Annotated in this window: 20 protein-coding genes and 1 pseudogene; 10 read left to right on the plus strand and 11 right to left on the minus strand. The window is 60.7% G+C overall.

All coding sequences use genetic code 11. The features are described 5' to 3' along the window. Positions 1–251: 251 nt before the first annotated feature. Together QQZ18_RS18270 and QQZ18_RS18275 are read left to right on the plus strand one after the other, a co-directional pair. Positions 252–1,520, plus strand: coding sequence for a Y-family DNA polymerase (locus tag QQZ18_RS18270; protein WP_284542385.1), 1,269 nt, complete (start codon positions 252–254; stop codon positions 1,518–1,520). Then, complete coding sequence (locus QQZ18_RS18275) at positions 1,520–1,777, plus strand: hypothetical protein (RefSeq protein ID WP_284542386.1); 258 nt, start codon at positions 1,520–1,522, stop codon at positions 1,775–1,777. The genes QQZ18_RS18270 and QQZ18_RS18275 overlap by 1 nt, the downstream gene beginning before the upstream one ends. 120 nt (positions 1,778–1,897) lie before the next feature. Here QQZ18_RS18275 and QQZ18_RS18280 read toward each other — a convergent pair whose 3' ends face one another. From QQZ18_RS18280 to QQZ18_RS18305, 6 genes are all read right to left on the minus strand, one after another. Beyond that, positions 1,898–2,428 carry a thermonuclease family protein gene (locus tag QQZ18_RS18280; RefSeq protein ID WP_342398931.1) on the minus strand — a complete coding sequence of 177 codons (531 nt, stop codon included), beginning with the start codon at positions 2,426–2,428 and terminating at the stop codon, positions 1,898–1,900. A 7-nt stretch (positions 2,429–2,435) separates the two neighbouring features. Continuing rightward, positions 2,436–4,505 carry an AIPR family protein gene (locus tag QQZ18_RS18285; RefSeq protein WP_284542388.1) on the minus strand — a complete coding sequence of 690 codons (2,070 nt, stop codon included), beginning with the start codon at positions 4,503–4,505 and terminating at the stop codon, positions 2,436–2,438. Then, positions 4,502–5,479, minus strand: coding sequence for a PD-(D/E)XK motif protein (locus tag QQZ18_RS18290; protein ID WP_284542389.1), 978 nt, complete (start codon positions 5,477–5,479; stop codon positions 4,502–4,504). Before QQZ18_RS18290 ends, QQZ18_RS18285 begins: the two co-directional genes overlap by 4 nt. Then, the gene (locus QQZ18_RS18295; protein ID WP_284542390.1) at positions 5,466–8,210 is read right to left on the minus strand and encodes a Z1 domain-containing protein; all 2,745 of its coding nucleotides are present in this window, start codon (positions 8,208–8,210) and stop codon (positions 5,466–5,468) included. Before QQZ18_RS18295 ends, QQZ18_RS18290 begins: the two co-directional genes overlap by 14 nt. Next, positions 8,207–9,700 (minus strand): ATP-binding protein, encoded by a 1,494-nt coding sequence (locus tag QQZ18_RS18300; RefSeq protein ID WP_284542391.1) that lies wholly within the window; start codon positions 9,698–9,700, stop codon positions 8,207–8,209. Before QQZ18_RS18300 ends, QQZ18_RS18295 begins: the two co-directional genes overlap by 4 nt. Positions 9,701–9,766: 66 nt before the next feature. Next, positions 9,767–11,308 (minus strand): DNA cytosine methyltransferase, encoded by a 1,542-nt coding sequence (locus QQZ18_RS18305; RefSeq protein ID WP_284542392.1) that lies wholly within the window; start codon positions 11,306–11,308, stop codon positions 9,767–9,769. 65 nt (positions 11,309–11,373) lie between these two features. On the opposite strand from QQZ18_RS18305, the gene QQZ18_RS18310 reads away from it, so the two are divergent. The 3 genes and pseudogenes from QQZ18_RS18310 (at position 11,374) to QQZ18_RS18320 (ending at position 15,832) form a co-directional block, all read left to right on the plus strand. Further along, complete coding sequence (locus tag QQZ18_RS18310) at positions 11,374–11,841, plus strand: very short patch repair endonuclease (protein WP_284542393.1); 468 nt, start codon at positions 11,374–11,376, stop codon at positions 11,839–11,841. A gap of 312 nt (positions 11,842–12,153) precedes the next feature. After that, positions 12,154–13,059 (plus strand): annotated as a pseudogene (locus QQZ18_RS18315) (YifB family Mg chelatase-like AAA ATPase); the annotation flags it as partial. A 409-nt stretch (positions 13,060–13,468) separates the two neighbouring features. Beyond that, positions 13,469–15,832: an ATP-binding protein gene (locus tag QQZ18_RS18320; RefSeq protein WP_284542394.1), complete on the plus strand. Its 2,364-nt coding sequence runs from the start codon at positions 13,469–13,471 to the stop codon at positions 15,830–15,832. 82 nt (positions 15,833–15,914) lie between these two features. On the opposite strand, the gene QQZ18_RS18325 is transcribed toward QQZ18_RS18320, so the two are convergent. From QQZ18_RS18325 to QQZ18_RS18335, 3 genes are all read right to left on the minus strand, one after another. Further along, the gene (locus tag QQZ18_RS18325) at positions 15,915–16,883 is read right to left on the minus strand and encodes an ABC transporter permease (protein ID WP_284542395.1); all 969 of its coding nucleotides are present in this window, start codon (positions 16,881–16,883) and stop codon (positions 15,915–15,917) included. A gap of 30 nt (positions 16,884–16,913) precedes the next feature. Next, positions 16,914–18,446 carry a sugar ABC transporter ATP-binding protein gene (locus QQZ18_RS18330; RefSeq protein ID WP_284542396.1) on the minus strand — a complete coding sequence of 511 codons (1,533 nt, stop codon included), beginning with the start codon at positions 18,444–18,446 and terminating at the stop codon, positions 16,914–16,916. Between the two features lie 184 nt (positions 18,447–18,630). Beyond that, positions 18,631–19,617 carry an ABC transporter substrate-binding protein gene (locus tag QQZ18_RS18335; RefSeq protein ID WP_284542397.1) on the minus strand — a complete coding sequence of 329 codons (987 nt, stop codon included), beginning with the start codon at positions 19,615–19,617 and terminating at the stop codon, positions 18,631–18,633. Positions 19,618–20,338: 721 nt separating this feature from the next. Here QQZ18_RS18335 and QQZ18_RS18340 point away from each other — a divergent pair. Beyond that, positions 20,339–21,226, plus strand: a complete 888-nt coding sequence (locus tag QQZ18_RS18340; protein ID WP_284542398.1) for a GntR family transcriptional regulator — start codon at positions 20,339–20,341, stop codon at positions 21,224–21,226. Positions 21,227–21,240: 14 nt separating this feature from the next. On the opposite strand, the gene QQZ18_RS18345 is transcribed toward QQZ18_RS18340, so the two are convergent. Next, complete coding sequence (locus tag QQZ18_RS18345) at positions 21,241–22,083, minus strand: fumarylacetoacetate hydrolase family protein (protein WP_284542399.1); 843 nt, start codon at positions 22,081–22,083, stop codon at positions 21,241–21,243. A 182-nt stretch (positions 22,084–22,265) separates the two neighbouring features. Here QQZ18_RS18345 and QQZ18_RS18350 point away from each other — a divergent pair, with 182 nt between their 5' ends. Next, positions 22,266–23,123, plus strand: a complete 858-nt coding sequence (locus QQZ18_RS18350; RefSeq protein WP_284542400.1) for an amidohydrolase family protein — start codon at positions 22,266–22,268, stop codon at positions 23,121–23,123. Between the two features lie 47 nt (positions 23,124–23,170). Then, the gene (locus QQZ18_RS18355; RefSeq protein WP_284542401.1) at positions 23,171–23,533 is read left to right on the plus strand and encodes a cupin domain-containing protein; all 363 of its coding nucleotides are present in this window, start codon (positions 23,171–23,173) and stop codon (positions 23,531–23,533) included. A gap of 147 nt (positions 23,534–23,680) precedes the next feature. On the opposite strand, the gene QQZ18_RS18360 is transcribed toward QQZ18_RS18355, so the two are convergent. Continuing rightward, positions 23,681–24,451 carry a cold-shock protein gene (locus QQZ18_RS18360; RefSeq protein ID WP_284542402.1) on the minus strand — a complete coding sequence of 257 codons (771 nt, stop codon included), beginning with the start codon at positions 24,449–24,451 and terminating at the stop codon, positions 23,681–23,683. 536 nt (positions 24,452–24,987) lie between these two features. Between QQZ18_RS18360 and QQZ18_RS18365 the strand changes: the two genes are divergently transcribed. Further along, entirely contained in the window at positions 24,988–25,386 is a 399-nt protein-coding gene (locus QQZ18_RS18365; RefSeq protein ID WP_446728679.1) for a DUF2852 domain-containing protein, read from the plus strand. An 86-nt stretch (positions 25,387–25,472) separates the two neighbouring features. Beyond that, positions 25,473–26,249 carry a M48 family metallopeptidase gene (locus QQZ18_RS18370; protein WP_284542404.1) on the plus strand — a complete coding sequence of 259 codons (777 nt, stop codon included), beginning with the start codon at positions 25,473–25,475 and terminating at the stop codon, positions 26,247–26,249.

A 26,249-nucleotide genomic window follows, 5' to 3' on the forward strand; every position in this document is an offset into this window, starting at 1 on the left:
AATGTGCGGCTTCCTTCTAAAGATCACTATGCTCTAGTCATCTCCTCTAGTGAAGTGGCGTTTCAAACCTAGTAATGGCCGTGTCCTTAAAAAATAGGAGCTCGGGGGTTGTACCAGTGCGCAACATGAAAGCCACTCAGATACCAGATCACTTCCTGACTCATGTTGGCAACTGACTCACGTTTGTCAGGATTGACGTCATTTCTTCATCGGAACATAACACGAACAAATATCGACCGAGAGTGCGGGAAATGAGGCGACCAACCGAACCAGAAAGGCTCTACCTGGATTTCGACGGTTTTTTCGCTTCGGTGGAGCAATCGGCGGACAAGCGCCTTCGTGGGCGCCCAGTAGGGGTGGTTCCATATGAGAATGGCGGCGACAGGGCCATGCTTATTGCAGTTTCGAGGGAAGCCAAGGAAGCCGGCATTAAGGGCATGATGTCAGTCCGGGACGCCATGAGCCGATGCGCTGATCTCGTCGCGGTGCCGCAAAAACCGGACCTTTATCGTCGTGCGCACAATGTTCTCCTGAGCGAGATTGAGACTATCGTACCGATCGACACGGCTAAATCCATTGACGAGCTCACTTGCGTCTTGGACGAAGATGCTAGGCGTGATCCAGAAGCTCTTGCGCACCGAATTAAGGCGGCAATCAGCGATCACGTCACACCCTGGATCACATGCAGCGTCGGCTTTGCAGCCAACAGGCAGTTGGCGAAGATGGCTTGCAAGGCGAGCAAATGGAGTGGGGGCAAATACGGCGATGGCCTCGCAACTTGGCATCCGCGCGACATGCCGGCGCCATTGTTTAGAGTCGCCCTAGACGACATCCCTGGCGTTGGCTCTCGCCTTGCTCAGAAACTTCGAGCAATGGCCGTCTACTCCGTGGAGGATCTCTATAACCTCCAACCGAAGCACATGCGTCGGATCTGGCATTCAGTGGTCGGCGAGCGAATGTGGTACGCGCTGCATGGCTACGATGTTCAAGCTCCATCGAGCCAAAGGGGGATGTTTGGGCACGGCAGGGTGCTCTCTCCGGGATCTCGCACTAGGTCGGACGCAAAGGAGATCTCACGTCTGTTGTTGGTCAAAGCTGCCCGCCGTCTTCGAAGGGACGGCTATTATGCGAGTGCCCTTTGGCTCTGGCTCGCCTTACAAGATAAGTCTTGGTTCAAGCAGCTTGTGTTGCCCGTCGTCAACGATGATCAGGCCATTCTGTCTGGGCTGAAGCTGCTCTGGCAGTACTTTGACGCCGACCACCCGGAACGTGTGTCGATCTTTCGCGTCGGCGTGACGCTTTTGGACCTTTCGCCATCAAATGAAAGGCAGCTAGATTTTCTCTTGGCAGACGATGAACAACGTCGGCGATGGGAAGCCGCGACCATCGCGATCGACGAGTTAAACGCAAAATATTCAGCGACCGTTGTGAGCCTCGGTCCGTGGAAGCCCCCCAAGAATGGCAACGCCGGTGGAAAGATCAGCTACACGCGTGTTCCAAGTTCCGAGGACTTTTGGTGATGGTGAAGACAAAGACCGGATGGCAAACCCAAATCCAGGTTCAAGATCTGGCAGATACGCAAAAACTTGAGTGCACCTGCCGGCAATGCGGTCATGTGCATTATCTCTACAAAGCGACTTTGACAGGACGTGAGCAGGATTACATTGATGAAGTCCAGGCCACCGAGAAGTGTTGGGCGCGAGGCTGCGGTGGCCCGGTTCGGATTGTGTTCGTTCGGACGGACGAACTGAGCGGTTTTGTGGGTGGGATGGCCTAGATTAGTGCGACTGCGGTCAGACTCTATTCCAGAACCACTGGCGGGTGAAGGACGATGCCATGAGGCGGTGCGCAAATCTGATCGCGTCTCAGTCTCGCATTAGCTCTATGGTTTCGAAGATTAACATTTAGTCCTACGCACCGAGCATGGCATCTGGAAGCTACCGCTCCAGATTCCCAGCCGGCTGTTACGTGCACTTCGCTCCACGTCGGCGTAACGACCCTGACTATATTTCGGCCAGTCGACCGCGTAGCCACTGGCGACGAGCCATTGGTTGATTTCAACGCCATCAGCACGGCGACATATCGCAACGATCCTGTCATAGCTGCGGCCCGTCGGTAGGCAGGATACGGGCTGCGCTGAAGCCATGAAAGCGGCTAACTCACTGGCGCTAGCTTGTCCGCAACGATAGGTCCTACCCGAATTAGCCAAACAAATCTGATAACTCTCTGGTGCGTCTACGCCATCCAAGCGAATGCGCGCGCCGTGAATTTCGATCGTATCGCCATCGACTGTAGAAGCGCGTCCGATGATTTCAGCCGATGTGGCGTTTGCTGCGAGGAACAGCGTGCCAATGATGCAACAAGTCGGCAGCCATGCTCTTATCAGCCGCATAGGCGCTCCCTTACTCCCAGGCAACGAAATGCCCATCGACGCGTCAACTCGGGAAGCCTAAGTCACGTAGACGGCCTAGCAGCCCAAGCGCGTGCTTCGATTGACCATCCGTTGGAAGTTGACGAGGCATTGAGGCGCAGACTTGTAGAATCTGCATGTCCTTCGGCGTCAAACGCTTCTTGAGACGCCCCCATTCAAGTACGCGATTCCAGTGGTCCGCGCCGAGCGTAACGACTTCTGTCTGGGCATTGATGCCGTCTGTCAGACTCTTCGCCGCATGAGCTTCACGCTTTGCCGCCTTCGTGGCGTCGATCAGCGCGCGACAACTGTCAAAATCGTCGTCGTAATCGAGATGTCTGGATTTCAGACCATTCCAGCAAGCTTGCTGCTTGGCCCATTCGGACATGTTGCGAATGCCGGCCGGAGGATGGGTAATCGCATCGTGAGCTGCTTCCGCGGCAACCATCAGCGCACGGGCTAAAGGCTCGGAAACCGCTTGGCGGCGCCAGATGGAATCGAGGTCCAGCACCTCCTTTTCGCTTTCGGCGTCGTGAAACACCTTAGCCATGGCATAGGTAACTATGTTGGCGCGATAACCGCCTTCGTACCAAGGCTGCTTCGGTATATCTGCCTCAAGCTGTCGGAATATGATTGCCTTTGCAATCAGGCGCCTGAACCAGAGTTCGTCATACTTCGTGTCACTCTTCGACCAGGCTTCACCGATGGCCTTCGCGAATTCGGCAAAGTTCTTCTGCGCGCCCCTAGACACAAGATATGGCATCCCGGTCGCGGAAAACTCGAACTTGGCCAGATCGGTCTTGCTGACGAATTGCGCCTTCGGGTACTCCAGATCGAATTTCTTCTGTTGTGGTGTTGTCAGCTTGCTACGAGCATTGATGAACTGCCCACGCGAGCGCTCGTAGAACCACTTGCTGTCATGCCGTTCGCCGTCACGCGCCGCAAAGATGACGGTCCGGGAGAGCTGCTCCATACGGACATAAAAGGGTTGGTTCGAGAAGAAGTCAGCAGCGTTCACCTTGTTCTGAGTGTTGGCGTACTCCGAAATCCTGGGAACGATCTCTTCCGACCGCTCGGGTGGCACCACCGTCAACTTCATCTGGACAAAGACGCGATCAAGCTGCTCGGCCGCCAACTTCAGCCCGGCATGAATTGAGCCTGTAGTCTGTGCTCCATTGACGATTTGCAGGTTGCTGATCGCTGCAACGGCCAATCCAGAATCCGACTGGATCAGACTGACCTCGTCAGCCGTCGCCGACAATCCATTATTGTACGGAAAGAAGAGCTCAGGCTCTTCGCGGATCGTCTTTTGGATACCCTTGTTGGTCTTGGCCCGAGCCTGGAGGAAGGATCTGACGTTAGCCTCAAGCAGTCGCGCTCCCCACCGATCATAGATTTCGGCCAGTTGCCGCCCGGGCACTATCATCAGATAGCTTTCCAATGCCGCCCCATTTTGCGAAGCCTTGAGAGCCGGCAAGGCACCACCGAAATCTGCGGCGAAGTCGATGACCATGTCCTCGCGCGCCAACCCGGAGCGATCGAAACGCTCGAAACGGGCCAGATCCCACACCGACCAGGTTATCGGCACTTCCCCCGCATCTGCCAGCTTCACCACATCGTCACGGCTGCTGTAGCGACGGTTGGAAACGAGAACCAGCTTGACCTTGGTGATGTGCGGCCAAGTAGCAATTATGAGGTCGGATATCTGGAAGCCAGGATCGACTTCGTTCAGTGCATCCCGGAATTCCGGCTTGCGTGCCTGCTTGAGAAAGCGGATCAGGGGATTCAGGATTGAGGGAACATCCCCCTTGCTAAAGCTCTGCACCTCATCGCTATCATGAAAGTCGCACACGATCAGACCGAGGACGCCCTCGCTTTCGCGGGGATCGCCCGCATAACCGTCTACCCGTATCCGTTTGTTCCCGTCACCAGACTGATGAAACGCCCTGTCCGCAGTTTCGAGCTCCCCGGCAGCCGTCAAACGCTCGGCCATGCGGTCGAAGAATGCCTCGACCATCATGATGCCACTCGCGTCCGCCTCCCGCCGAATGTCAGCCATCAGGTTCTGGTGATATTCTTCCAGTTCATCGCTCATGACCGCGGTCCTATCCCCCCAAGACTTGCACACACACTGGCCCAATCGGATCTGAAGGGACTGCAAGCCGACAACGCAATTGCATAGGTGACGTCAGAGACTCCGAGCGGCACTGGGCCTGCGATCCTCGGAAAGCCATCTGATACCGAATGAAACTCGGGTACGGAAGCGATCCACCGCCAAGCTGAGTAGTCGTGCATGGCATCGTAGCCTGCGTCAGCGAGATGCAGGTCCCACTGCATTATGGCTGACGGCTCGACCCTTTCGAGCACGCCGGTCACTTCTGCCACAATATCCGTCAGCGTTCGACCGTGCGGCAGCTGAACCCTGTCGATGGCCAAGACCGCAAGCCAGAGATGATGCCCGGCGACATCGGCCAACTGGAATTCGCTGGAAATCTTCACGAACGGCTGCGACGCCCCCCTCCGTGCCTTGACTTCGATACAATCGGCCTCGAACTCGAAGTCCTTTGGTGCTCCGGACGGGCCTGTCCACGCGGCAAGCGCTGCCTTCGGTCCGAGTTCGGCGATCAACAGCTGGAGGACCTCGATTTCGCCGATCAGACCCTTCTGCGCTTCCTCAGACAGGACCTCGGATTTGCCGCCGCGCAGCAGATAATGCCAGCGGAATGAACGACCGATCGCCCTCTCCAGCGCTTCCCGTTCAGTTGGCGCAGGTTCGGCTGCGGCCATCAAATCGCGGCAAAATGTTTCGAACAGTTCGATCTGGGCTCTGTCTCTCAGTCGGATATAAAGGATTGGTCCACCAGGCAACGTCTGAAACCGGATCTCCAGATTTCCCAGTCGAGGCAAATCGAGGGGCGGATCAGGCAGTTGAGATAGCTGCAAGACGAGCGTCGCATCGGCGCGCGGCATGACCGCCCAGAACCAGTTCCAGCGAGCGGCGACGGAAACACGGCGCGTATCTGTTTGCCCAGCTTCGAGACCAGACCAGGGAGTATCACTCGGTATCACCCTGCGCCTCCTCCTCAGTTTCTTCCTCGCCGAACATCTCGCGCATGCGCACGGTGTTGACGACGTACTCTACGGTACCACCGGTGATACTGCTGGACGGGAAGGAAAGCCCCCACGCAAGGATATCGGGAGCGTACTGGGGGCGGCCATCGACCTCACCGATCTTCGGCCTGACCAGACGCAGGATCATCAGGGGCCGTCGCCCGGGAACCGATCTGTAGACCCTCGGCGATATCGTCTTGGGCAGCGTCTTGTCGGCGCGCTCATTCTTGTATCTGTCCAAGGCAGCCTTGATCTGCTCTTCCGTAAGTCCTTCGCGCTCGTCCTCGGAAGACCCGACGCGGCGGCTCACGCCACTGATCGTGAACACACCGCGGGCGTGGTCGTCTGCGTCGACAGAGCGCTCGAACGGAACCAGACTAAGATGTGCCAAAGGAACCGGATCAAACTCGCTTCGCGTGGAACTCGCGATGAATACGTCCCAGCTCTTCAGCTCGGAATTGGCGCGAGCCTCTATGTAGTCGCGTATCAGCTTCGGATCTGTAAGTGGGTCAGCTGGCGGACTTGCCGAATCTGCCCTGAAAGCACGAAGGAAAGCATCAATGAGGCCCACTGCAACACCGCGCACAAGGTGACCTCGCGAACGCGGTTCAAACTCGTATCCCTCTGCCTGCATCCCCTCAAGAAGGTCCATGCCTGCCTGCATGTTGCGGGCAAGCTGCGCGGCGTCCACGACAATCCGCGTCGTCTCTACCAAGCTCTCGGCGAGCCCCACTTTCATTGGCAAGGGTTTGCCGCTTCCCATCTTGTTGCGGGCAGTCACTATGAGGGACTCTGGATGGCTGCGTACGGCAAGGCCGAACTGCTCCGGAGTGGCCTTTGCCAGCTCCATGCGCTTGAGCTGGGCCTGCAGGTCATCCATTGCCTCGTGGATGTGGGCATACCAACCGACACCGGCAGCCGGCATCCAGATTCGACAGAGGTCCTCATATCCCATTCGATATCCGAACCAGCGGCCCATCTGCATCAATGTGTCGTACATGATCGAGTTGCGAAGGAAGTAGCTGATCATCAGCCCCTCCAGCGTAAGCCCACGCGACAGTGAAAAACCTCCTACCGCGATGACGGTAACCCCATGCTCGCCACCTTGATCGTAATCGAGAGCCTGAGAACGTCTGGAGGCGTTCACCTCGATTACGCGAAGGGCGACCATCACCTCATGCAGTCGCGCCTGAACGGTTGACCAGCCGCCGCCGTCGGCTTCGCCAAACTCCTCCTCCCACACAGCATGCAACGCCGCTATTTCGGGGTTTCGGAGAGCAGATGTCCCCTTCCCCGCATCAACACTGACGGCATCCCGGATGCGGCCGACCAGATCGGAAATCCGCGACCGCAGCCTTCCCTGCACGCTGGTAAAGCGCGAGGCGTTGACCAGCATGGAAGCGTGGGCTGCTTGTTGCCCACGGACGTTCCGGATCGCTCGCGCAACGATGAAGGAACGGACCGCTCTCACGAGACTCCCAGGCAGCGCGTCGACCGGATGGTTGATGTTGTGCTTGATCGGGAGGACATCCTCGTTGTCGTCAATCAACCGGACATGCTGATTCCGAGCATCGAGAAACACCTTTTGAGCGCCGAAGTAGTTCGATGGCGCGTCGAGCCCGATGATGAAGTGGCGCGGGAAGAGATCCTGACTGAAGACCTCGTCGTCGGTATCAGGATCGATGAAGATGTTGGCAAACGGAGTGGCGGTGTATCCGACGTAACAACTCCGCTCGAAAAGTTGCAAAAGCTCTCGGATCTGCCCGTTGATGCGGGTGACCTCGTCACGGGAATAGCCCGTGTTGATCGACGCGTTGTCGGCCTCGTCGTCGATCAGAAGCATCGGCTCCTTGACCATTTGCGAACCTTGGCTGAGCGAGTGCTCCTTCAGCCACTCCAGCAGGTTCTTCAACGTGTTCGAGTTCTTCTTGATCACCAGAACGACCGGAGCCTTGTACTGCCCCACCTGACTAGTGTTGGTCGTAGCAGTCGCCTTGTTGAAGTCCTTGAACGTGTTGGTCAAGGAAACAGGAAACTCTCGCTGATCGAATTTCCCGACGCCAATGATCTTCTGTCTTTGGGCCTTGTTGCTACTGGCCAGCCTTCCGGTATCACGACCGATGAACCCCTCGTCGATTCGCATCTGCGTCTGGTTGCGCAGGTTGTTGTGGATGCCGGCAATGACGATAATCACTTGATATCCGGCGTCCGCAGCCTTGCAGATCAGGCCGGTGTAGTTCGCCGTCTTCCCGCTCTGGACATGCCCGACAACCATGCCCTTTCGGCTCCAGCGACTCTTGTTGTCTGGATCTCCCAGACGATCGAGGATGCGGTCCGTTACCTCGTCCGTCGCGTCGATCACAGACTTTGGCAAGCCCTTCTGATTCAGCAGGCTCCTGTAGCGACTCCAGTAATAATCCCTCACCTTGCCATTGATCCGGGCGTCATGGAGCCAGGGGCGAAAATCCTCCGCGTCAACGATCGCTCCCAGCCCCATGCTGATGCCGTATTTTTCCTCGATCAGACGCGCGAGCTCTTCGGCTTCGCCATCCTTGATCTTCCCGGCAAACATGGGCGTCGTACGCAGTTGCGCTATGATATCCCTTATCGACTGGGCGGTGTGCGGCCCCGCCTGTGAAGCCATGTACATGGCGGTCATGCCTTCAAGGCTGCTAAGCTCGGGTGTCATTCGTCCTCCCTGACCTCCAAGGTAGTCTCGACGAGGCGCTGGGTATCCTCCCAAGCGGACCGAAAAGGATCAACGTCCTTCATGAGTGCCATGATTTCATCGATGCTCTTTCGAGCGGTCATCAAGACAGAAAGCGTCGCCCTCACCGCCTGAGCCAGGGTGTCTTCGTCCACGCGGTCCGGAACGATCTGTTCGGCAGAACCGGCCATGTCGGCATGAAGTGCTTCAACAGGAAGCGATGCGCCCACCAGAACAATGCAGTTGAAGAATTCTCGACGGAGATGTTCCGGCAGGCGTGTGGCGAACTCGGCGAACGCGGGGTGTTCGACATTAGGGCGATATCGAATTTGGCCTTCCGCCTGAATGCGATGCCACATTGGCAGGCGGTCCTGGTCGACCAGCTTCTGCCCACGCTTGCGATATGTGCGTTTCGAGCCGTCCTGAATACGCTCGATCACTTTCTTCAGTCGCTCCCGCACTAATGGTGGTAGCTGCGCGGATGACTTCTTGACGTCAATCTTCCAGTCAGCATCCATCTGGTTCGATATGTCGATCCTGACGCGCGATAGCTTCGTGATCTCGGAGTGCCTACAGAGGCCAAACCACGTCCCGTGAATGATCAGCCTATTGCCCCGGTACAAATAGAAACCCTGGGATTTTTGATGCCCTTCTGGCCCGCCGATCTCATCCCATTCCGCCTTGCTCATCTGCTTGTGGTGCGGAAGGGTGTAGCTCTGGATCTCTACCGTTCTGCCCCCCAGAGTCAGCGACTCGTCAGGACCGTGGATCGTCGCTGGGTTCTTGCGGGCAAACGGATCAAGCGGACGAATCTGGCGCCCGTTCAGAAGAATGCGGAGCGGCTTCGCCGCTTCCATGAAGCGGTGGAAGACGAGGCGAAGATGGTACTCGGCCTCAGCGACTCTCTGGTTGATGAGTTCGGCTCGCTTCTCTGGACTGAAGGAACCGCTCCCCTCCAATCGATCGAGCTTCTGCCAGAGAACAAGCGTGCCGCTATCTCCCAGATGATCGATCGCAGAAATCTCAGGCAGGTTGTCCGGGAGCTGAATGGCCCAATCGTTCCGCCTTGCCACATCGTCCAGATCCCAAACGGCGACTGATGTGCCACCCGATCGTCGCGAGATGACCGTTAGCCGTCGACATTGCGAGAAGCTCGCACTCTTCAGACCAAGACCGAACCGACCAAGATCAGGTTCGTCACGAGTCGCGAGCGGGTTGCGACTGCCTGGTCGCATCGCGGCAACGAGCTCTACTTCAGACATCCCATCGCCGTCATCGATGATGGCGATATAAGGCTCCTCTGAAAACACCTCCGTTAGGATCCGAACGGTCCGGGCGTTTGCAGTGATCGAATTGTCGATGATGTCGGCAATGGCGGTATCAAGCGAATAACCGATATCCCGAAGGCCTTCGATCAGCGCACTTGCGTGAGGTGTGGCGTCAGCCCGGCGCACATTGTTCTCGTTTAGCATCGTCATATTCGCAGCGGATTGATTCCACCTTGGCGCGAACCTGAATGCTTTACAAGCAGGACAAATTCAGAGATGTCGAGTATTCAGGACCTGCCAGACGAGCCCTGCAATTTGCCGCGCCAGCCATGGCGGAACGGCATTGCCGACCTGAACATATTGCTGCGTGCGATTTCCCAGAAAAAGATAGTCGTCTGGAAAAGTCTGCAGTCTCGCGGCCTCGCGTACGGTCAAGCTGCGGCATTGCGAAGCGTCAGGATGGATAAAGTAATTACCATCCTTGGAAATGTGACTGGTGATGGTCGTTGATGGTTCGTTTGCCAGCTGCACGCGAAAGCGGTCGTTGAAGTCCCCGCTCATCCAGTTCCGATGATTTGGGCTCAGCATTGCCGGAAACTCCGCAGCCCTCGGACTAACTCCCCTGACCTTGCCGAATACCGCTGCAAACAGGTACCGACCGAGGTCGGAAGCCATATGTGCCCGCGTCTCGTGTTGAGCCAGTGCCCGAAGTTCCGAACATTCTAACCATTGCAACAGTGCATCAGAGGAAGTTCCGTAGCCGTCCGGCAATGCCGACGAGGTGCGGGCGGGAATCTCTCCCTCCATTTGGGCTGCGACTAGATTGAAAGCGAGAGTTATGCCTGCCTCGCCGTCCGTTTCGTGTACTCGCGCGAGCTCATCGGCTGCGGCGGCGACAATCAAGCTCCAGGCATCTTCTCCGTCTTCGATCCTGCTCAAGCCACTGCGTACCCGCGGCAGCGTTCCAATGACATCGGCTACGGTCCTTAGTCGCTGGGCCACCGGAATGCTTGCTCCCTCGATACCAGAAGCAACATCGGATCTGATTCCCACAATGATCACCCTGTGGCGCCTTTGGGGAACACCAAACTCTTCGGCCTGAATAATGAAGTCGGACGGCTGAAGTGCCTCACACAAACTTGCACGGCTATCCTGAACCCGGATGGCGCGCAGTTCGTAAACTCGCCCAGAACCGGAGCCAAGCGATGCGAGATCTTCCATCAGCATTTCGAATACGAGGCGGCTCTCAATGGTCGATGAAAGCATGCCCTTGACGTTTTCCATCACGAAAACAGCCGGGCGCAGCCTATCAAGTACAGAAATGTATTCCCTGAACAGATAGTGCCGCTCATCGTTCTCCGGCACGTAGTCGCGTTTTCCCTTGGCACGCGCGCGACCTACCAGAGAGTAAGCCTGACAGGGTGGGCCACCGATCAAGATCGTGTCGTCAACCCTCCGGCGTAAATCTTGGATGGCCTTGTCGACGGCGTCGCGCGCATCGGTAGTTCCCAGCGCGATGCATCGCGCTTCGCTGACCGCACTCTCCCAAGCCTCCCGGTCTACATCTACCCAGTCAGGCTCACGTCCGATCGCCGCATGAAAGTCCAGAAAGCTGTCTGGAAGCCGTCCGTGACGAATACGGTATTGCCTCAAGAAGGCCCGCAGCCTCAGCGTTCGGTGAGCCGACTCTTCCTTCTCGACCGAAATACCGATGCGAAACGGCGAATGATCTTCGATTTCAAGGGACGAGAAACCTTCTCCCAGTCCACCAGGGCCTGCGAAAAGATCGACAACGCCGAAAATGGCGGGCATACCGGGCCTCTCGAATTCTGAACTGCGGCTGTATACCAGGTCCGTCAGGGAAGGCTAGGAGGCAAATGGCCGATATTGTCGATCAGACAATCCGTTCAAGGATGATGTCTGGAATCCGGGGCAAGGATACCAAACCCGAGCTGTTGTTGCGCAAGGCACTCCATGCTCGCGGCTTCCGTTACAGCCTGCATTCGAGCAAACTGCCGGGCAAGCCCGACATTGTCCTCCCGAAATACAACGCGGTTGTCTTCGTGCACGGATGTTTCTGGCATCGCCACGAAGGATGTCGCTACGCCACATCTCCATCCACTCGAACGGATTTCTGGAATGCCAAGTTCGAGGCAAACATTGAGCGAGACGAGACCGTCCAGAGGGCACTTCAAGCCTCCCACTGGAGAGTGGCAGTGGTTTGGGAGTGCGCAATCCGAAAGCCAACCATGCGAGCAATGGTAGTTGATACGCTGTGTAGTTGGCTGCGTGACGGAAATGGGAGCGCCAGCATTAGCCTCGGCGAAGGTGATATTCCGCACTAGAATATAAAACAAACACATCATCTGGTCGGCTTTGTGCTCACCACATAGGAAGGTGGCAAGTAGAATCATCCCTCATTCCTAGATCGGATGGCGTATGCCGGCCGAGTTCGCGGCGACCTTCCCGCCCCGTTGGGCTCTGGCGCTGCGCCAGACGAAAGGCTCCGCGCCGACGCCCGACATCACTGTCCGTCAGGACAAACCCAACGCCGGAAACGAACTCAGAACTGGATAACTCCTAGGGGCAACGTCACTGTGGGTAACATGCGAGATAACCTTCTGCCATTATGAGGCACTCTAACGACTTTTATGCCACATAATATGTTGATGGTCGGTCCTCCCGGTTCCGGCAAGTCGATGCTGGCGAGCCGCCTGCCGTCCATCCTGCCGGCGCTGACGCCGCAGGAACTCCTGGAAATCTCGATGATTGCCTCGATTGCCGGCACGCTCGCCGACGGACGGCTGACCGATCGGCGGCCGTTTCGTGCGCCACATCACTCGGCCTCCATGGCGGCCTTGGTCGGCGGTGGCGTGCGGGCGAAACCCGGCGAGATCTCGCTGGCCCATCGCGGCGTGTTGTTCCTCGACGAACTGCCGGAGTTCAATCCGGCCGTGCTTGACAGCTTGCGCCAGCCGCTTGAGACGGGCGACGTGGTCATTGCCCGCGCCAACAACCGCGTCACCTACCCGGCCCGCTTCCAGTTGATCGCCGCGATGAACCCTTGCCGCTGCGGCCTTGCCGGCACACCCGGCCACACCTGCCGTCGTGGTCCGGCCTGCGCCGCCGAATATCAGGAGCGTATCTCCGGGCCATTGCTGGACCGCTTCGACCTCACGGTCGAGGTGCCCGCCGTCTCGGCATCCGACCTGATCGGCGCGCGGCGGACCGGCGAGCCATCTTCAACGGTCGCGGCCCGCGTCGCGGCGGCGCGCGCCATCCAGTCCGAACGCTATCTCTCGCTCGGTCTCGAGTCTTCGGTCACCAACGCCACGGCGCCGGCGGCCGTCATCGACGGCGTTGCCGAGCCCGATGGCGCCGGGCTGGCGTTGCTGAAGCAGGCCGCAGAGCGGCTGTCTCTTTCGGCGCGCGGCTACCACCGCGTGCTCAAGGTTGCTCGAACGCTCGCCGATCTCGACGGTTCGGACAGTGTTAGCCGCCTTCATGTCGGGGAAGCTCTCGCCTATCGTACCGGTTCCGACCGAAAGGCTCGGGCCGCCTGACCCGCCCGCAGCAAGCCAAGGTGGGCCTGGCCGAAAGCATCCCGTCGCATGTCAGCATGGCCGGGGTGATTGGCTTCCGGGGTTAGGGTCGTCCGTTATTGCCGAGTCCGAGACAGAATGCCTGCAGTGGTGGCGCCGCCGCAGCCGCAAAGCCGGTTCATTCTTGGCAAATTCTCGAATTTCGGCTGGCCATCAACCGATTGGCAACCTTGCCAGCCTAGCCTTTGCGTGCCCTGTCGAAAGCGGCCGGGTGGGCGCATTCCGAACCGGGAGCGTCGCACGATCGCGCCGCACCTTCGGGACGGACATGACCGACCAACCGCACGCCTCGCCTGACGCCCCTTCGTCGCCACGCCCGTCCGCCGGGTGGTTGTCCAAGTCGCGCGCTTGCTGGCGACGCCGTTTGTTCGTGACCGCGGCAGCACTGGCGCTGACCGCTGCCACCGGTACCGTTCTCGTTTCGCTTGTTGCATCACCGTCGCTTCTGGTGGGCATCGCGGCCGTCGCTGGCGGCGGTGCGCTGTTCGAAATCGGGCGCCGATCGGCCCGGCGCGACATCGGCCGTCTTTATGACGCCGCCGTAGGCTCGGCCGAGGAAGGCGACGGTTTTGGTGATCTTGTCATCCGGTGCGATACGGCAGGCCGCATCACATCCACCAGCCCCGCGACGACCGCCCGGCTCGGTCAGCCGCCCGGCGCTTTTGTCGGCCTCGACTACTCCGCCTTTGCCGCAGACCTCGCTGCCGGTGAGTTGTTCGAGCCGTCCGACATCGTCTCGCACGATGTCAGGCGTCCTCGTGCCGATCCTTGGCAGCAGTTGCGCCGCCGGTTGACGGCACTCGCCGCCCTGCCCGGCCATGCGGTGGTCCACCAAGGCCCCAATCGCCTCGTTGGCGATATCCGCATCGAGACGGTCGATGGCCCCCGCTGGTTCTCCTTTTCGGAAGCGCCGATCGTCGAGGACGGCAGGATCACCGGAACTCGCACGCTGGGCCGCGACATCACCGAACGCAAGGCAATCGAAGCGGCGCTTGAAAAGACCCGCGACGAGGCGGAGGCGGCGAGCGCCGCCAAGAGCCGCTTCCTCGCCATGGTCAGCCACGAGATTCGTACGCCGCTCAACGGCATACTCGGCATGACGGCGCTGATGCAGAAAACGCCTCTGTCCGCCGAGCAGCGAACCTACGCCCGCGCCGTCGAGACGTCCGGCGAAGCGTTGCTCACGCTGATCGAGGACCTTCTGGATTTCTCGAAGATCGAGGCGGGCCGCCTGAGCTTGCAGCTCGAGCCGACTTCGCTCGTCGCCATCGTCGAAGATCTCGTCGAGCTCATGGCGCCGCGTGCCGAAATGAAGGGCATCGAACTTGCGGCTTATATCGATCCGCGACTCGATCGCCTTGTCCTGGCCGATCCGACCCGCGTCCGCCAGGTGCTGTTCAACCTTGCGGGCAATGGCATCAAGTTCACGGCCGAGGGCGGTGTCGCCATTGAACTGCAAATGATGGAGGCAGCGGAAGGTGCGGTCGGTGTGTCGTTCCTGGTGCGCGATACGGGCATCGGCATCGCCGAGGCGGACCAGCAGCGCATCTTCGGCGAGTTCGAACAGGCCGATCCCGGCCCGGCCCGCTCCCACGGAGGCACCGGTCTCGGGCTCGCCATCGCTCGCGAGCTGACACGGCTGATGGGGGGCGACATTCGCCTGGTGTCGGCGCCCGGCGAAGGGGCAAGCTTCGGCTTTGCGCTTCATTTTCCGCTGATCGAGGCTAGTGCCTCCATCGGCTCCGACGCTCCGGTCCAACTGCCTCCGCACGAAGTGGCCGATACCGCCGAGGCGCCCGTTTCCGATGGCGTCGTCGGCGCCCGAGCCGCTCTGGCCCTGCTCGCCGCCAGTTTCGCGGCGAAGGACGAGACGCCGCTTCCCGTGCTGGCGGCCTCTCCTTCGGCCGACCGCCGGTTCGCCGGCCGCCGTATTCTCGTTGTGTCGCACGCGCTGATCGAGGGGCCGTTCCTGATCCGCCGCCTGTTCGATGCTGGCGCCGACGTCACCCTCGCCACCCAGAAGGACATCGAACAGGAAGTCGTCGGTTCGTGGCAGCCCGATGCCGTTCTCATCGACGCGGCCGCCGGCGATCCGCTCGCCGTCATCGAGCGAATCCGCGCCTTCTCGACGACACCGGTCGGCATACTGATCAGTGCGGCCGAACGGCCGATGCTGCCGGAACTGCAAGCTGCCGGCTACGGCGCCTATCTGGTCAAGCCGGTCAGGGCGCGTTCTCTCTCCGCCGTCATCGAAACGCTCCTCGGTCACGGTCAGTTCGCCGCCGCCGCTGAGCCGATCGCCATGGAGCCGGCACCGCCGGAGCATCGGCTTTCGGTGCTGCTCTGCGACGATAACGAGATCAACTTGCTGCTCGGCCGAGCCCTGGTCGAACGCGCCGGTCACGCCGTCACGCTGGGGGCGGATGGCCAGAAGGCCCTGACGGCCACGGCCACCATGCTGGCGTCGGGTGGAAGCTTCGACGTCGTGCTGATGGACCTGCACATGCCCGAAATGGATGGCATCGAGGCGGCGCGCCGTATACGCGCGATGATCGCCGACCGCGATGGCCGACAGCCGGTGATCGCCGCGCTGACGGCCGACGCATTGCCGGAAACCAGGGCGCGTTGCGAAGAAGGACTGTTCGACGCCTGGCTCTCCAAGCCGCTGAGACCTGCCGATCTCGAGACGCTGCTTGAAGCGAGCGCCAGCGGAGCGGTGGCCCACGCCTCCTGATGCGGTTCGGCAACGATCTGAAAAAACGAGGCGGAGCCAACGGCTCCGCCTCGCTGCTTTCGGCAGTGCTCTTGCTCGGACCTCAGCCGCGGCGGCGGCGCAACTGGTCGAAGTAGACGATCAGGATGATCAGGAGGCCGGTGATGATGCGCTGCCAGAACGAGTTGACGTTCAGGAGGTTGGCGCCGTTGTTGATGGTGGCGAGGATGAAGGCGCCGATCAGCGGACCGTGCACCGAGCCAACGGCACCGAACAACGACGTGCCGCCGATGACCGAGGAGGCGATGGCCTGCAGCTCCCAACCGTCGGCCTGCATGGCGTTGCCGACGCCGATGCGTGCGGCCAGCAGCAGTCCGACGAATGCGGCGCATGTCGAGGACAGGGTATAGGCCAGATAGACGGTCAACTTGACGTTGACGCCGGAGAGGCGTGCCGCCTCCATGTTGGAACCGACGGCGAAAATGTAACGGCCGTAGCGGCTGTGGTGGAGGAAGATGTAGGCGGGTACGCCGACCAGGATCACCATCCAGAACAGATTTGGTAACCCGACGAAGTCGTTGCGCGAGAACTCGGTGAAGGTGTCGTTGACGATGTTGATGGTGGCACCGTTGGTGATCAGAAGACCGATACCGCGCAGGGAGGTCAGCGTTGCCAGCGTTATGATGAAAGGTGGCAGTCCCATCTGCACGATGCCGAAGCCATGGAACATGCCGATGGCGACGCCCACGCCCAAAGTGATGACCACCGTGGTGAAGATGGAAAAGTCGTGGGTCAGCAGCCAGGCGGCGATCACGGTGCAGAAGCCGACCACCGCGCCGACCGACAGGTCGATGCCGGTGGTGATGATGACGAAGGTCTCGCCGACGGCCAGAATGGCGATCATCGACCCCTGGCGCATCAGGTTCATGATGTTGGCTTCGGTCATGAAGCTCTTCGTCGTAAAGCTCAACACGATGCACATGGCGAGCAGAAGTCCCAGCAGCGTCAGGCCAAACAGCCAGTTGGCGCTGCTTTTGCGGGCGACTGTCGCCGACTTGGTATCCGTGGACATGTATTTTTCCCCCCGGTGAACGCTCCCCGTTCACACACCGATCGCTTCGGACAGAATTTCCTCATGGCTCGCCGTATGATAGGCGTGCTGGGCGATGTCCTCACCGCGTCGGAAGACATGCAGCTCATCGGCGAGCTCGTAGACCTCCGGCAGGTAGGACGAGATCAGGATGATGCCGGCTCCCTCGGCGAGCAGACGCGCCAGAAGGCGATAGATCTCCGCCTTGGTGCCGACGTCGACTCCGACCGTGGGTTCGTCGAAGATGAACAGTCGGGCGCCGTGATTGAGCCACTTGCCGATGACGATCTTCTGCTGATTGCCGCCCGACAGCGACGACACCAAGGCACCGCGCCCGGACGTCTTCACCTGAAGGTCGTTGATCTGTCTCTCGGCTCGCTGCCGATCGGCTGAAAACGGCACGAGGCCGGCCATGGTGATATGCGGGAAGATCGGCAGATTGAGATTGAAGCCGACCGGCAGGTTGATGCAAAGGCCCTGATCGCGACGGCTTTCCGGCGCGAGCGCGATGCCGAGGTCCATCGCCTGGCGTTCGGAGCGGATGTCGACCTCCTTGCCCTGCCAGAAGATGCTGCCGCCGGTCTTGCGATGCCGGCCGAACAGCGACAGCACGAATTCCGAGCGGCCGGCGCCGATCAGTCCGTAGAGACCGACGATCTGGCCGGCGCGAACGCTGAGCGACACGTCATGGAAACCGGGGCCGCTGAAATTCTTGGTTTCGATCAGCACTTCCCCGGCCGGGAAAAACTCCTTGTGATAAATCTGCTCGAGCGACCGGTTGATCATCAAGGAGATCAGCTCGGTCTCGTTGGTATCCGACGTGACGCGCGTCCCAACCAGCGTGCCGTCGCGAAGAATGGACACGCGATCCGACAGCTCGAAAACCTCTTCCAGGCGATGGCTGATGTAGACGATGGTGACGCCGCGCTCCTTGAGGCGACGTATCAACGCAAAGAGCTGTGCCGCCTCGGTCCGGGTAAGGTAGGCGGTCGGTTCGTCGAAGATCAGGAAGCGGGTGCCGCGAATGGAGGCGCGGGCAGTTGCGATCAACTGCTGCTGTCCGATGGTCAGGTCGCCCAGCAACACGTGCGCCGGCAGCTGAAAGCCCAGATCGTCGAGGATCGACTGCGCTTTTCGGGTCATCTCGCCCTTGCGCAGCAAGCCGAAACCGACATCCTCATCGCCGAGGAACATGTTGGCGGCGACCGTCAGGTGACGGCAGAGCACCACTTCCTGGTGAACCGCGTTGATGCCGAACTCGATGGCTTCGTGCGGCGTTGCCAAGGCGACCGGTTGGCCCTCCCAGAACACATCGCCGGACGTGCGCGTGATGACGCCGGTCAGAAGCTTGATGAGCGTCGATTTGCCTGCGCCGTTCTCGCCGACGATGGCGTGAATTTCGCCACGGACAAAGGCCAGATCGGCCGGTTTGAGTGCGTGGGTGGCGCCGTAGCGTTTCTCGAGACCGCGCAGCTCGAGAATTGGCACGCTCGCGGCGGCGATGGCGGCCTCGGCCGCCTGCCCGTGGGGATTGGTTCCAACCATGATCGACCCGCGTCAGTTGAAAATGCAAAGCATGCGGCCGCCACGGCCACGTCCGCGGCGCCGGTATCGACCGGCAACGGCGGCAGGGCACGGCCCGGCATGCGGGAGCGCCGGAGAAAGTCCGGCGTGACGTCTCCGGCGTCCGGACGGTCCATCTGGAACCACCCGAACGCCGGAGCCGGGATCACTTCACCTTCGGGTACAGAAGTTCCTGGGCACGCGGCTCATTCATGTTGGCCGTGGTTACCAGGTTGGCGCCGGTGTCGACGAAGGCCTCGACCTTCTCCTTCTTGACGGCGGCGAGCGCCGTCTTGATGCCGTCGTAGCCCATGCGATAGGGATCCTGAACCACGAGGGCGTCGATCACGCCGTCCTTCAGGAAGCCGACGAGCTTGTCGTCGTTGTCGAAGCCGATCAGGGACACCTTGTCGCCCAGCTTGTTCTCGGCGACGGCCTGGCCGGCACCCTGGGCGGCGATCAGGTTCGAGGCGAACACGCCCTTGAGGTCCGGATTGGCGGTCAACAGGTCTGTCATGATGTTGAGGGCGGTGGTCGCCTGACCGTCACCGACCTTGTCCGCCACCAGCTTCAGGCCGGGATACTTGGCGGCCAACTGCTCCTTGAAGCCCTGAGCACGCTGCTCGAGTGAACCCGCACCCGGCAGGTTGGTGATCAGAGCCACATCGCCTTCCACCTTGCCACCATTGGCGGCGCCGATGGCGGCGGCGAGACCGTCGGCGGCGATACGGCCACCCTGGACGTTGTCGGTGGTCAGGAAGGAGGTGAAGGCCTTGGAATCGGCGGCCGAGTCGATGCCGATCACCGGCACGGACTTGGCGGCTTCATCGATCGGCTTGCCGAGAGCCTTGAACTCCGTCGGCGCGACGACAAGGGCACTGGCGCCGGACGAAACGGCGTTTTCGATAATCGAAATCTGACCGTTGATGTCGGCCTCGGACTGGGCGCCGAGCTCGGGCACGTTCACGCCGAGATCCGTACCGGCCTTGCGGGCGCCGGCCAGAACGATCTGCCAGTAGAAGGAGGTGGTGTCCTTGACGATGATCGGAATCGTGTAGTCTTCCGCCTGAGCGGCGGCCGGGGCAACGGCCGACAGCGCAACGGCGCCAGCCAACGCGACAAGCGTGCGACGTGTAATGCCAACAGCTTTCATGGTGATCCTCCCGAGATCAGCGTCGCTTCGACAAGGCCCGATCATTGCTCCTCAGCCATCGGACTTTATCGATAAAAAACAGCGACAAATGACAACTAGCCGAAACTCCCGTACGACGCAAGGCCCGCAGGCCCTGAGCGACCGACCCTTTGGTCGACACCGCCCACATTCCCCAATGCCGTCGCTTACCGAAGCTGGACAGCTGCTTCTTATCTCACTTCAGGTAAAAATGAAACGAACTTGTTTCGGCGTCCGAGCTATCCTTTGTATTTTCTAGTTCTCAGAACGCTTCACATCGTTTCAATTTAGACCAAACCAATTTTTATCAATGAGTTATGAGTAAGTATCGACTTTTGGCGAATATCAAGATTGGAACATATGTTCACTTGTTTGGCGCTGTGGTTATATATATTCCATAGGCGGGTTGAGGCGGCAAATGTGGGGGCGGTGCCCATGGGTCTTGGCGTCACACGGCCACCAGGGCACGGCCCCGCTGGGGGGCGGATCGCTGACCGGATTCGAGGGCCCATGGGTTCCGAAAGATCAGTTTCGTTCCGTGTTCTTTGTCGATAATGTGCAGCCCGTCGAACCGAGCCGAGCGATAGAAAGGTATCGAGCCATCTGGCGCGCGGCGCCGGCTTGCGGCGAGAAAACAGGATACGTCGGACGACAGGGCCGCCGGCCATGCCCCGCGAACAGGCAGGCCGGACATGAGGTGAACATGCCGAAGCAGAATACCGTCTTCAAGGATGCCTATAACAGGTGCTTGCGGTTGCTCGTGGTGGGCGAAAGCCTGCCGTCCGAGCCGGAACTGTGCAACCTGCTCGGCGTTTCGCGGACGACGGTGCGTTCCATTCTTTCGCAAATGGTTGAAGCCGGCCTCATCGAGTGGAACAAGCGCTCAAAGGCGGTGCAACGGTCGCCGGTCAAGGCCGACCACTTTCCCGAGCATGAAACGAGTTCGCTGTCGGAGGTGATCGAGCGGACCTTCATGAAACGCATCCTGATGGGCGGCGCCGAACCGGGCATGCAGATCAACGAACTGGAACTTGCGCGCGAAATCGGCGTCGGCACGACGTCCGTCCGGGAGTTTCTGATCCGCTTCAGCCGGTTCGGGCTGATCGAGAAGCGGCCGAACAGCCACTGGGTGCTGAAAGGCTTTACGCGTCAATTCGCCGAGGAACTGATCGACGTGCGGGAAATGTTCGAGCTGAAGTCAGCCGCAGCTTTCGTCAGCCTGCCCCCGGAAGATCCGGCCTGGAGCGAGCTTGAGGCCCTTCGTCTCTCCCACATCGAGGTGCTGGCCGACATCGATAGCCGCTATCTCGAATTTTCCGAGCTCGATGACCGTCTTCACCGACTCATCCAGCACGCTTCCGGCAACCGCTTCATCATCGATTTCTACGACATCATCGCCATCGTCTTCCACTATCACTACCAGTGGAACAAGGCGAACGCCCGCGAGCGCAACGGCAAGGCAATTCTGGAGCATCTCGACTATATCGAGGCCCTCAAGACGCGCCGGCCGGAAGCCGTCGAGGCTGCCTGCCGGCTTCATCTTTCATCGGCGCGTCTGTCACTGATGCAGTCGCTGTCGGACGCCGCGTGAGAGACTGGCGTCGCTCAATAGGTCGCCACCCTTTGGCGCTGTTCGCCCAGTCCTTCCACGGTGAGCCGCAGCACGTCGCCCGCCGCGAGAAATTCCGGCGGCTTTCGGCCCATGCCAACGCCCGGCGGCGTGCCGGTGGTAATGACATCGCCCGGGTCGAGCCTGACGAAGCGGGATACGTAGGACACCAGCGTCCGGACGCCGAACACCATGGTTGCAGTGTTGCCGCGCTGGCGCGGCGCGCCATTGAGGTCGAGCTCCATGGCGAGAGCTTGCACGTCGGCGATCTCGTTGGGCGTTACCAGCCACGGGCCGAGCGGACCGAAGGTCGGGGCGCTCTTGCCCTTCAGCCACTGGCCGGTCCCTTCCATCTGGAAGGCACGCTCGGAGACGTCGTTGCACAGCACGAAGCCGGCAACGTGGTCGAAGGCGTTAGCTTCCTCGACTTGCCAGGCGGTCTCGCCGATCACGATGGCGAGCTCCACTTCCCAGTCGAGCTTGGTGGCTCCAGGGGGGATCAGAATGTCGTCATTCGGACCGACGATGCAGTTGGGCGCCTTGCTGAACAGGAGCGGCTCGCGTGGCACCGTACCGCCCGTCTCGGCGGCATGATCGGCATAGTTCATACCCACCGCGATGAAGTTGCGGGTGCCGGCCACGGGCGCACCGAGGCGCGTCCCCTCCGGCACCAGCGGCAGGCTTTCGGGATCGATGGCGGCAAGCTTGGCGAGCGAGGCCTTGGCGAGCACGGTGCCGGAGAGATCGTCGATATGGGCGGAGAGATCGCGGTGGCGGCCGGCGGCGTCGACGAGACCCGGCTTTTCGGCGCCAGCGGCACCATGTCGAATGAGTTTCATGAGGGGCATCCCGTAAAACATGCGGTGTCCGCTTCTATCCCAGGAGGGCCATGCCGGGAAAGCGCCAATCGATCTCCGGCCCATCGGCCGCGCTTGCAACCTTCGTCGGGGTCCTGAGGTCGTTTTTTTCCTTTACTGTTCGGCCATAGCCGACCATCGCCCCCGCCCGCTCGAGGCTACCGATGAGTGTTCCGACGCGCCTGATCGATACCCATTTGCACCTCGTCTATCGAGGTGGCCTAACCTATCCCTGGCTGGGGAGCGAGCCGGTGCTCGCCGCGCACGATTGGACCTACGAGCTCTACGCCGCCGAGGCGCATCCGCTCGGCGTCACCGACTGCCTTCATATGGAAGTCGACGTCATCGAGGCCGATTTCGATCGCGAGACCGAGTTCATACGCGATCTCGCCAGCGATCCCGCTCGCCGCATCCGGGCCGGCATTTCCAACGCTCGGCCCGAACAGGCCGGGTTTGCCGACCGGATCGATCGGGCGCGCGCCGATCCGTTCATCCGAGGCTTCCGCCGGATCCTGCATGTCGTGCCGGATGACGTCTCCAGGGCGCCGATCTTTCGCGAGAATGTCGGCCGCCTCGCCGGCACCGGACTCACTTTCGATATCTGCGTGCGCTTCGATCAACTGGGTATAGCCGCCGAACTTGTCGATGCCTGCCCTGGCGTCACCTTCGTGCTTGATCATTGCGGTGGCGGTTCGGCCTCGCGGCCGGAGAGGTTTGCGGCCTGGAAAACGGCCCTCCTCGAGCTCGCGCGTCGCCCCGGCGTTGTCGCGAAGGTATCCGGCGTCATCGGAACGGTTGGCGAGGGGTGGACGGTGGACGATCTCAGGCCGGTGGTCGAGACGACCATCGAGGCGTTCGGGTGGGATCGGGTGGTCTGGGGAAGCGACTGGCCTTGGTCCGCGCAGCGCGCCTCGCTTTCCGACTGGATCGAAGCCACATACCGCCTTGTCGAAGGCGCCAGCGAAGCGGAACGGGAGAAGCTGTTTCACCGCAACGCTACCCGCACCTACGGGATAGGTTGAGGGAAGCCCAAAAGTCCGGCGGTTTGCCGGCAGAAGGGAGGCTCGCCATGGAAGACGATGCATTGTTTCTCGGTTTCGATCTCACTGCGGTCGAGCCGGAGGATGGCGGCCCCGATCCCGACAAAATCATCAAGGGCAATCCGAGGAGCCGGACCTGGCTCGTCGAGGAGCGCGATGCCGAAAAGCTTTACGCCGGTGTGTGGGAATCGACGCCCGGCGCCTGGCGCATCTCCTATGACGAGTGGGAATTCTGCTCCATCCTCTCCGGCGTCTCGATCGTGCACGAGACCGGCAAGGAAACTCCACGCATACTGAGAACGGGCGACAGTTTCATCCTGCGCCCAGGGTTCTCCGGCATCTGGGAGGTGGTGGAGACAACGCGCAAACTGTTCGTCATGCGCCTGCCCTGACTGGTCATGATGACCGACGGGCCCTGGAAATCTGTCAGATATCTCTGTCGGCAGGCCGGCGGGTAAGGCAAGACAACGGCGTTCGCGACAAAAAAATCGGGCGGCGGCTGTGTGCCGCCGCCCGTGAACTATGGCTTTTCGTTGCGATCAGTCGAGAAGGCTGATCTCGACCGCCTCGCGCCCCTTCGGGGTTTCGACGATCTTCATGGCAACGCGCTGGCCATCGGTCAGCGGTCCCATGCCGGCCGACTGCAGGACGGAAATATGGACGAACACGTCCTTGCCGCCATCCTCGCCGGCCACGAAGCCGAAGCCCTTCTCGGGGTTGAACCACTTGACGGTACCGTCGAGCGGTGTCGCCGAAGAGGTGTCGACCGACCGGCGCGGAGGACGCGGCGCACCAAACCCGCCACCGCCGAAGCCGCCGCGATCGCCACCGAAGCCGCCGCGGTCACCGCCGAAGCCGCCACGATCACCACCGAAGCCACCCGGACGCGGACCACGGTCGCCACCACCGAAGCCACCCGGACGCGGAGCACGCGGTGCCTGAGGCGTCGCTGTCGTTTCATCGACCTCGAGCACTTTGACAACCTGCTTGCCCTTGGCGCCCTGGGCCACCTGAACCTTCAGCGTCGCACCCGGCGGCACGCTGTCACGACCCACCGCCTGCAACTGGCCGATGTGCAGGAAGGCGTCGCCCGAACCGTCGGTAAGCGCGGTAAAGCCGAAACCCTTCTCAGGGTTGAACCAGGATACCGTCGCTTCTACCACCGGACCGGCCGGGGGGGCGCTGTCATACGGCGAAGGACCGCCGAAACTGCGCGCCGGCCGCTCGGGACGAATGTCGAACGACGGCATCATGTCGTCATCAAATCCGCCACGCCGCCGCGGCGGGCGGAAATCCTTACCCTTACCCATTCTGTCTTCTCGTCTCCGCCAAAACATAGCTCCAGACCGATGCCCGCGGAGAGCTGCATCGAGCCAGTTTGTTTCTAGAGAGCTATTCCACCGCAGAATTCGTCTTCTTTACCCGGCACATCGCACCATCACCTAGGCAATGGTACGCCAGACCGCCCGCACTTCAGAACCGCTCCACCCCTAGTCTTACCACAGATGTTAGCGTTTCTGCTGCTTGAAAATCGCGCGGAGGGTGGTCAGCGGATCATTTTTTGCGTTTTTTTACGTGCTTGACGCACCCTGTGCGCCGACCAAAGGCGATGCCTGGAGCGAATCGCCGATGTCGCTGCCGTTCGGAGCGAAACGCGCAAGGAAGACAGAGCCGGTGCGGCCCGGCACCGGTCGGCCGAATCGTCTTGCCCGTCACTTCGTGTATTGACGCAAGATCAGAATGGTTCCAGACCCCATTCCAAAAAAGTCCTCACCCACCCTTGAAGGCGGCTTTGACCGGGGCCACTTCGGTATCGTTGCTCGGAACACTCCGAAAGGGAAGAAAAATGAGAAGCTGCGTGATGAGACCCGGCTTTCATCCGCTATCCATCGCGGCGATGATCGTCGGTTTCGTGATCTTCTGGCCGATCGGCCTGGCAGTACTTGCCTATATACTTTGGGGGGATCGCATGCGCGCCCGCTGGAACGACTTTCGCCCGGATCTCGAACGTGCTGCCCGTCGGGCTGGCTTCGAACGGGGCGGTTTCCAACACTATCGCGCCGGATCGACCGGCAATACCGCCTTCGATTCCTATCGCGAGGCCGAACTGAAGCGGCTTGAGGAAGAACGCGCGGCCCTCGACCGGATGCGTGACGAGTTCGACGAGTTCCTGGCCAACCTGCGTCGTGCCAAGGATCAGGAAGAGTTCGATCGCTTCAAGGCAGGCCGCAACCCGTCGGTTTGACTTAGGGCGCCTGAACCGGGTTCTCCTCCACGACCGGCAGGCCGACAAGCCTCCGTATCCCCGACCGGATGCGGAGGCTTTGTCATATGCGCCACCGCCCCTACACTCTCGACATGCCGATTCGTCTGCCCTTCCTGCAAACTTCCGAAAAGAAGCGCTCGGCGCCCGCCAGCTTTCCGATTCTGGCCGGCGACAGCATGGTCGAGGTGACCGTGCGGCGGAACGTCCGCGCCCGACGCTACACGCTGCGGCTCGACCGGCGCGGCGACGGCGCGGTGGTGACCATTCCGCGTCGCGGCACGATCGCCGAGGCCAAGGCCTTCGTTGCACGACATGCCGATTGGATTGCCGAACGGCTCGCGGCCCGACCCGAAATGGCCGAGGTGCCCGTCGCGGTGCCAATTCGCGGCGTTGTCCATCGGGTTGAGGCCCCGGGATCGCCGCGCGGCCGCATTCGCTTTCTCGCTCTTGAGGATGGCCCGACGGTTGAGGTGCCCGGCGAGGCGCCGCATGTTCGTCGCCGCCTCGTCGATCATCTGAAAAAGGAAGCGCGTGTCGATCTCGCTTCCGCCGTGGCACGGCACGCGGCAACGCTCGGCGTCCGACCGACGGCGATACGCCTCAAGGACACCACGTCCCGCTGGGGATCGGCGTCCGCGCGGGGCGTGCTCGCCTTTTCATGGCGCCTGATCATGGCCCCGCCGTTCGTCCTGGACTACGTGGCTGCCCATGAGGTCGCCCATCTCAAGGAAATGAACCATTCCGACCGCTTCTGGACGATCTGCGAGCGCCTGTGCCCGGCCACGGAGGCGGCCAAGGACTGGCTGAAGAAGAACGGCGCCGGCCTGCACCGGCTGCCCTGA

The organism is Pleomorphomonas sp. T1.2MG-36, from assembly GCF_950100655.1.
Classification (GTDB): domain Bacteria; phylum Pseudomonadota; class Alphaproteobacteria; order Rhizobiales; family Pleomorphomonadaceae; genus Pleomorphomonas.

What these genes read in the sequence shown, in the direction of transcription:
- QQZ18_RS18270 (WP_284542385.1), top strand. Translation starts at nt 252, where the DNA reads ATGAGGCGACCAACCGAACCAGAAAGGCTCTACCTGGATTTCGACGGT.
- QQZ18_RS18275 (WP_284542386.1), top strand. Translation starts at nt 1,520, where the DNA reads ATGGTGAAGACAAAGACCGGATGGCAAACCCAAATCCAGGTTCAAGAT.
- QQZ18_RS18280 (WP_342398931.1), bottom strand. Translation starts at nt 2,428, where the DNA reads ATGGGCATTTCGTTGCCTGGGAGTAAGGGAGCGCCTATGCGGCTGATA.
- QQZ18_RS18285 (WP_284542388.1), bottom strand. Translation starts at nt 4,505, where the DNA reads ATGAGCGATGAACTGGAAGAATATCACCAGAACCTGATGGCTGACATT.
- QQZ18_RS18295 (WP_284542390.1), bottom strand. Translation starts at nt 8,210, where the DNA reads ATGACACCCGAGCTTAGCAGCCTTGAAGGCATGACCGCCATGTACATG.
- QQZ18_RS18300 (WP_284542391.1), bottom strand. Translation starts at nt 9,700, where the DNA reads ATGCTAAACGAGAACAATGTGCGCCGGGCTGACGCCACACCTCACGCA.
- QQZ18_RS18305 (WP_284542392.1), bottom strand. Translation starts at nt 11,308, where the DNA reads ATGCCCGCCATTTTCGGCGTTGTCGATCTTTTCGCAGGCCCTGGTGGA.
- QQZ18_RS18310 (WP_284542393.1), top strand. Translation starts at nt 11,374, where the DNA reads ATGGCCGATATTGTCGATCAGACAATCCGTTCAAGGATGATGTCTGGA.
- QQZ18_RS18325 (WP_284542395.1), bottom strand. Translation starts at nt 16,883, where the DNA reads ATGTCCACGGATACCAAGTCGGCGACAGTCGCCCGCAAAAGCAGCGCC.
- QQZ18_RS18330 (WP_284542396.1), bottom strand. Translation starts at nt 18,446, where the DNA reads ATGGTTGGAACCAATCCCCACGGGCAGGCGGCCGAGGCCGCCATCGCC.
- QQZ18_RS18335 (WP_284542397.1), bottom strand. Translation starts at nt 19,617, where the DNA reads ATGAAAGCTGTTGGCATTACACGTCGCACGCTTGTCGCGTTGGCTGGC.
- QQZ18_RS18340 (WP_284542398.1), top strand. Translation starts at nt 20,339, where the DNA reads ATGCCGAAGCAGAATACCGTCTTCAAGGATGCCTATAACAGGTGCTTG.
- QQZ18_RS18345 (WP_284542399.1), bottom strand. Translation starts at nt 22,083, where the DNA reads ATGAAACTCATTCGACATGGTGCCGCTGGCGCCGAAAAGCCGGGTCTC.
- QQZ18_RS18350 (WP_284542400.1), top strand. Translation starts at nt 22,266, where the DNA reads ATGAGTGTTCCGACGCGCCTGATCGATACCCATTTGCACCTCGTCTAT.
- QQZ18_RS18355 (WP_284542401.1), top strand. Translation starts at nt 23,171, where the DNA reads ATGGAAGACGATGCATTGTTTCTCGGTTTCGATCTCACTGCGGTCGAG.
- QQZ18_RS18360 (WP_284542402.1), bottom strand. Translation starts at nt 24,451, where the DNA reads ATGGGTAAGGGTAAGGATTTCCGCCCGCCGCGGCGGCGTGGCGGATTT.
- QQZ18_RS18365 (WP_446728679.1), top strand. Translation starts at nt 24,988, where the DNA reads ATGAGAAGCTGCGTGATGAGACCCGGCTTTCATCCGCTATCCATCGCG.
- QQZ18_RS18370 (WP_284542404.1), top strand. Translation starts at nt 25,473, where the DNA reads ATGCGCCACCGCCCCTACACTCTCGACATGCCGATTCGTCTGCCCTTC.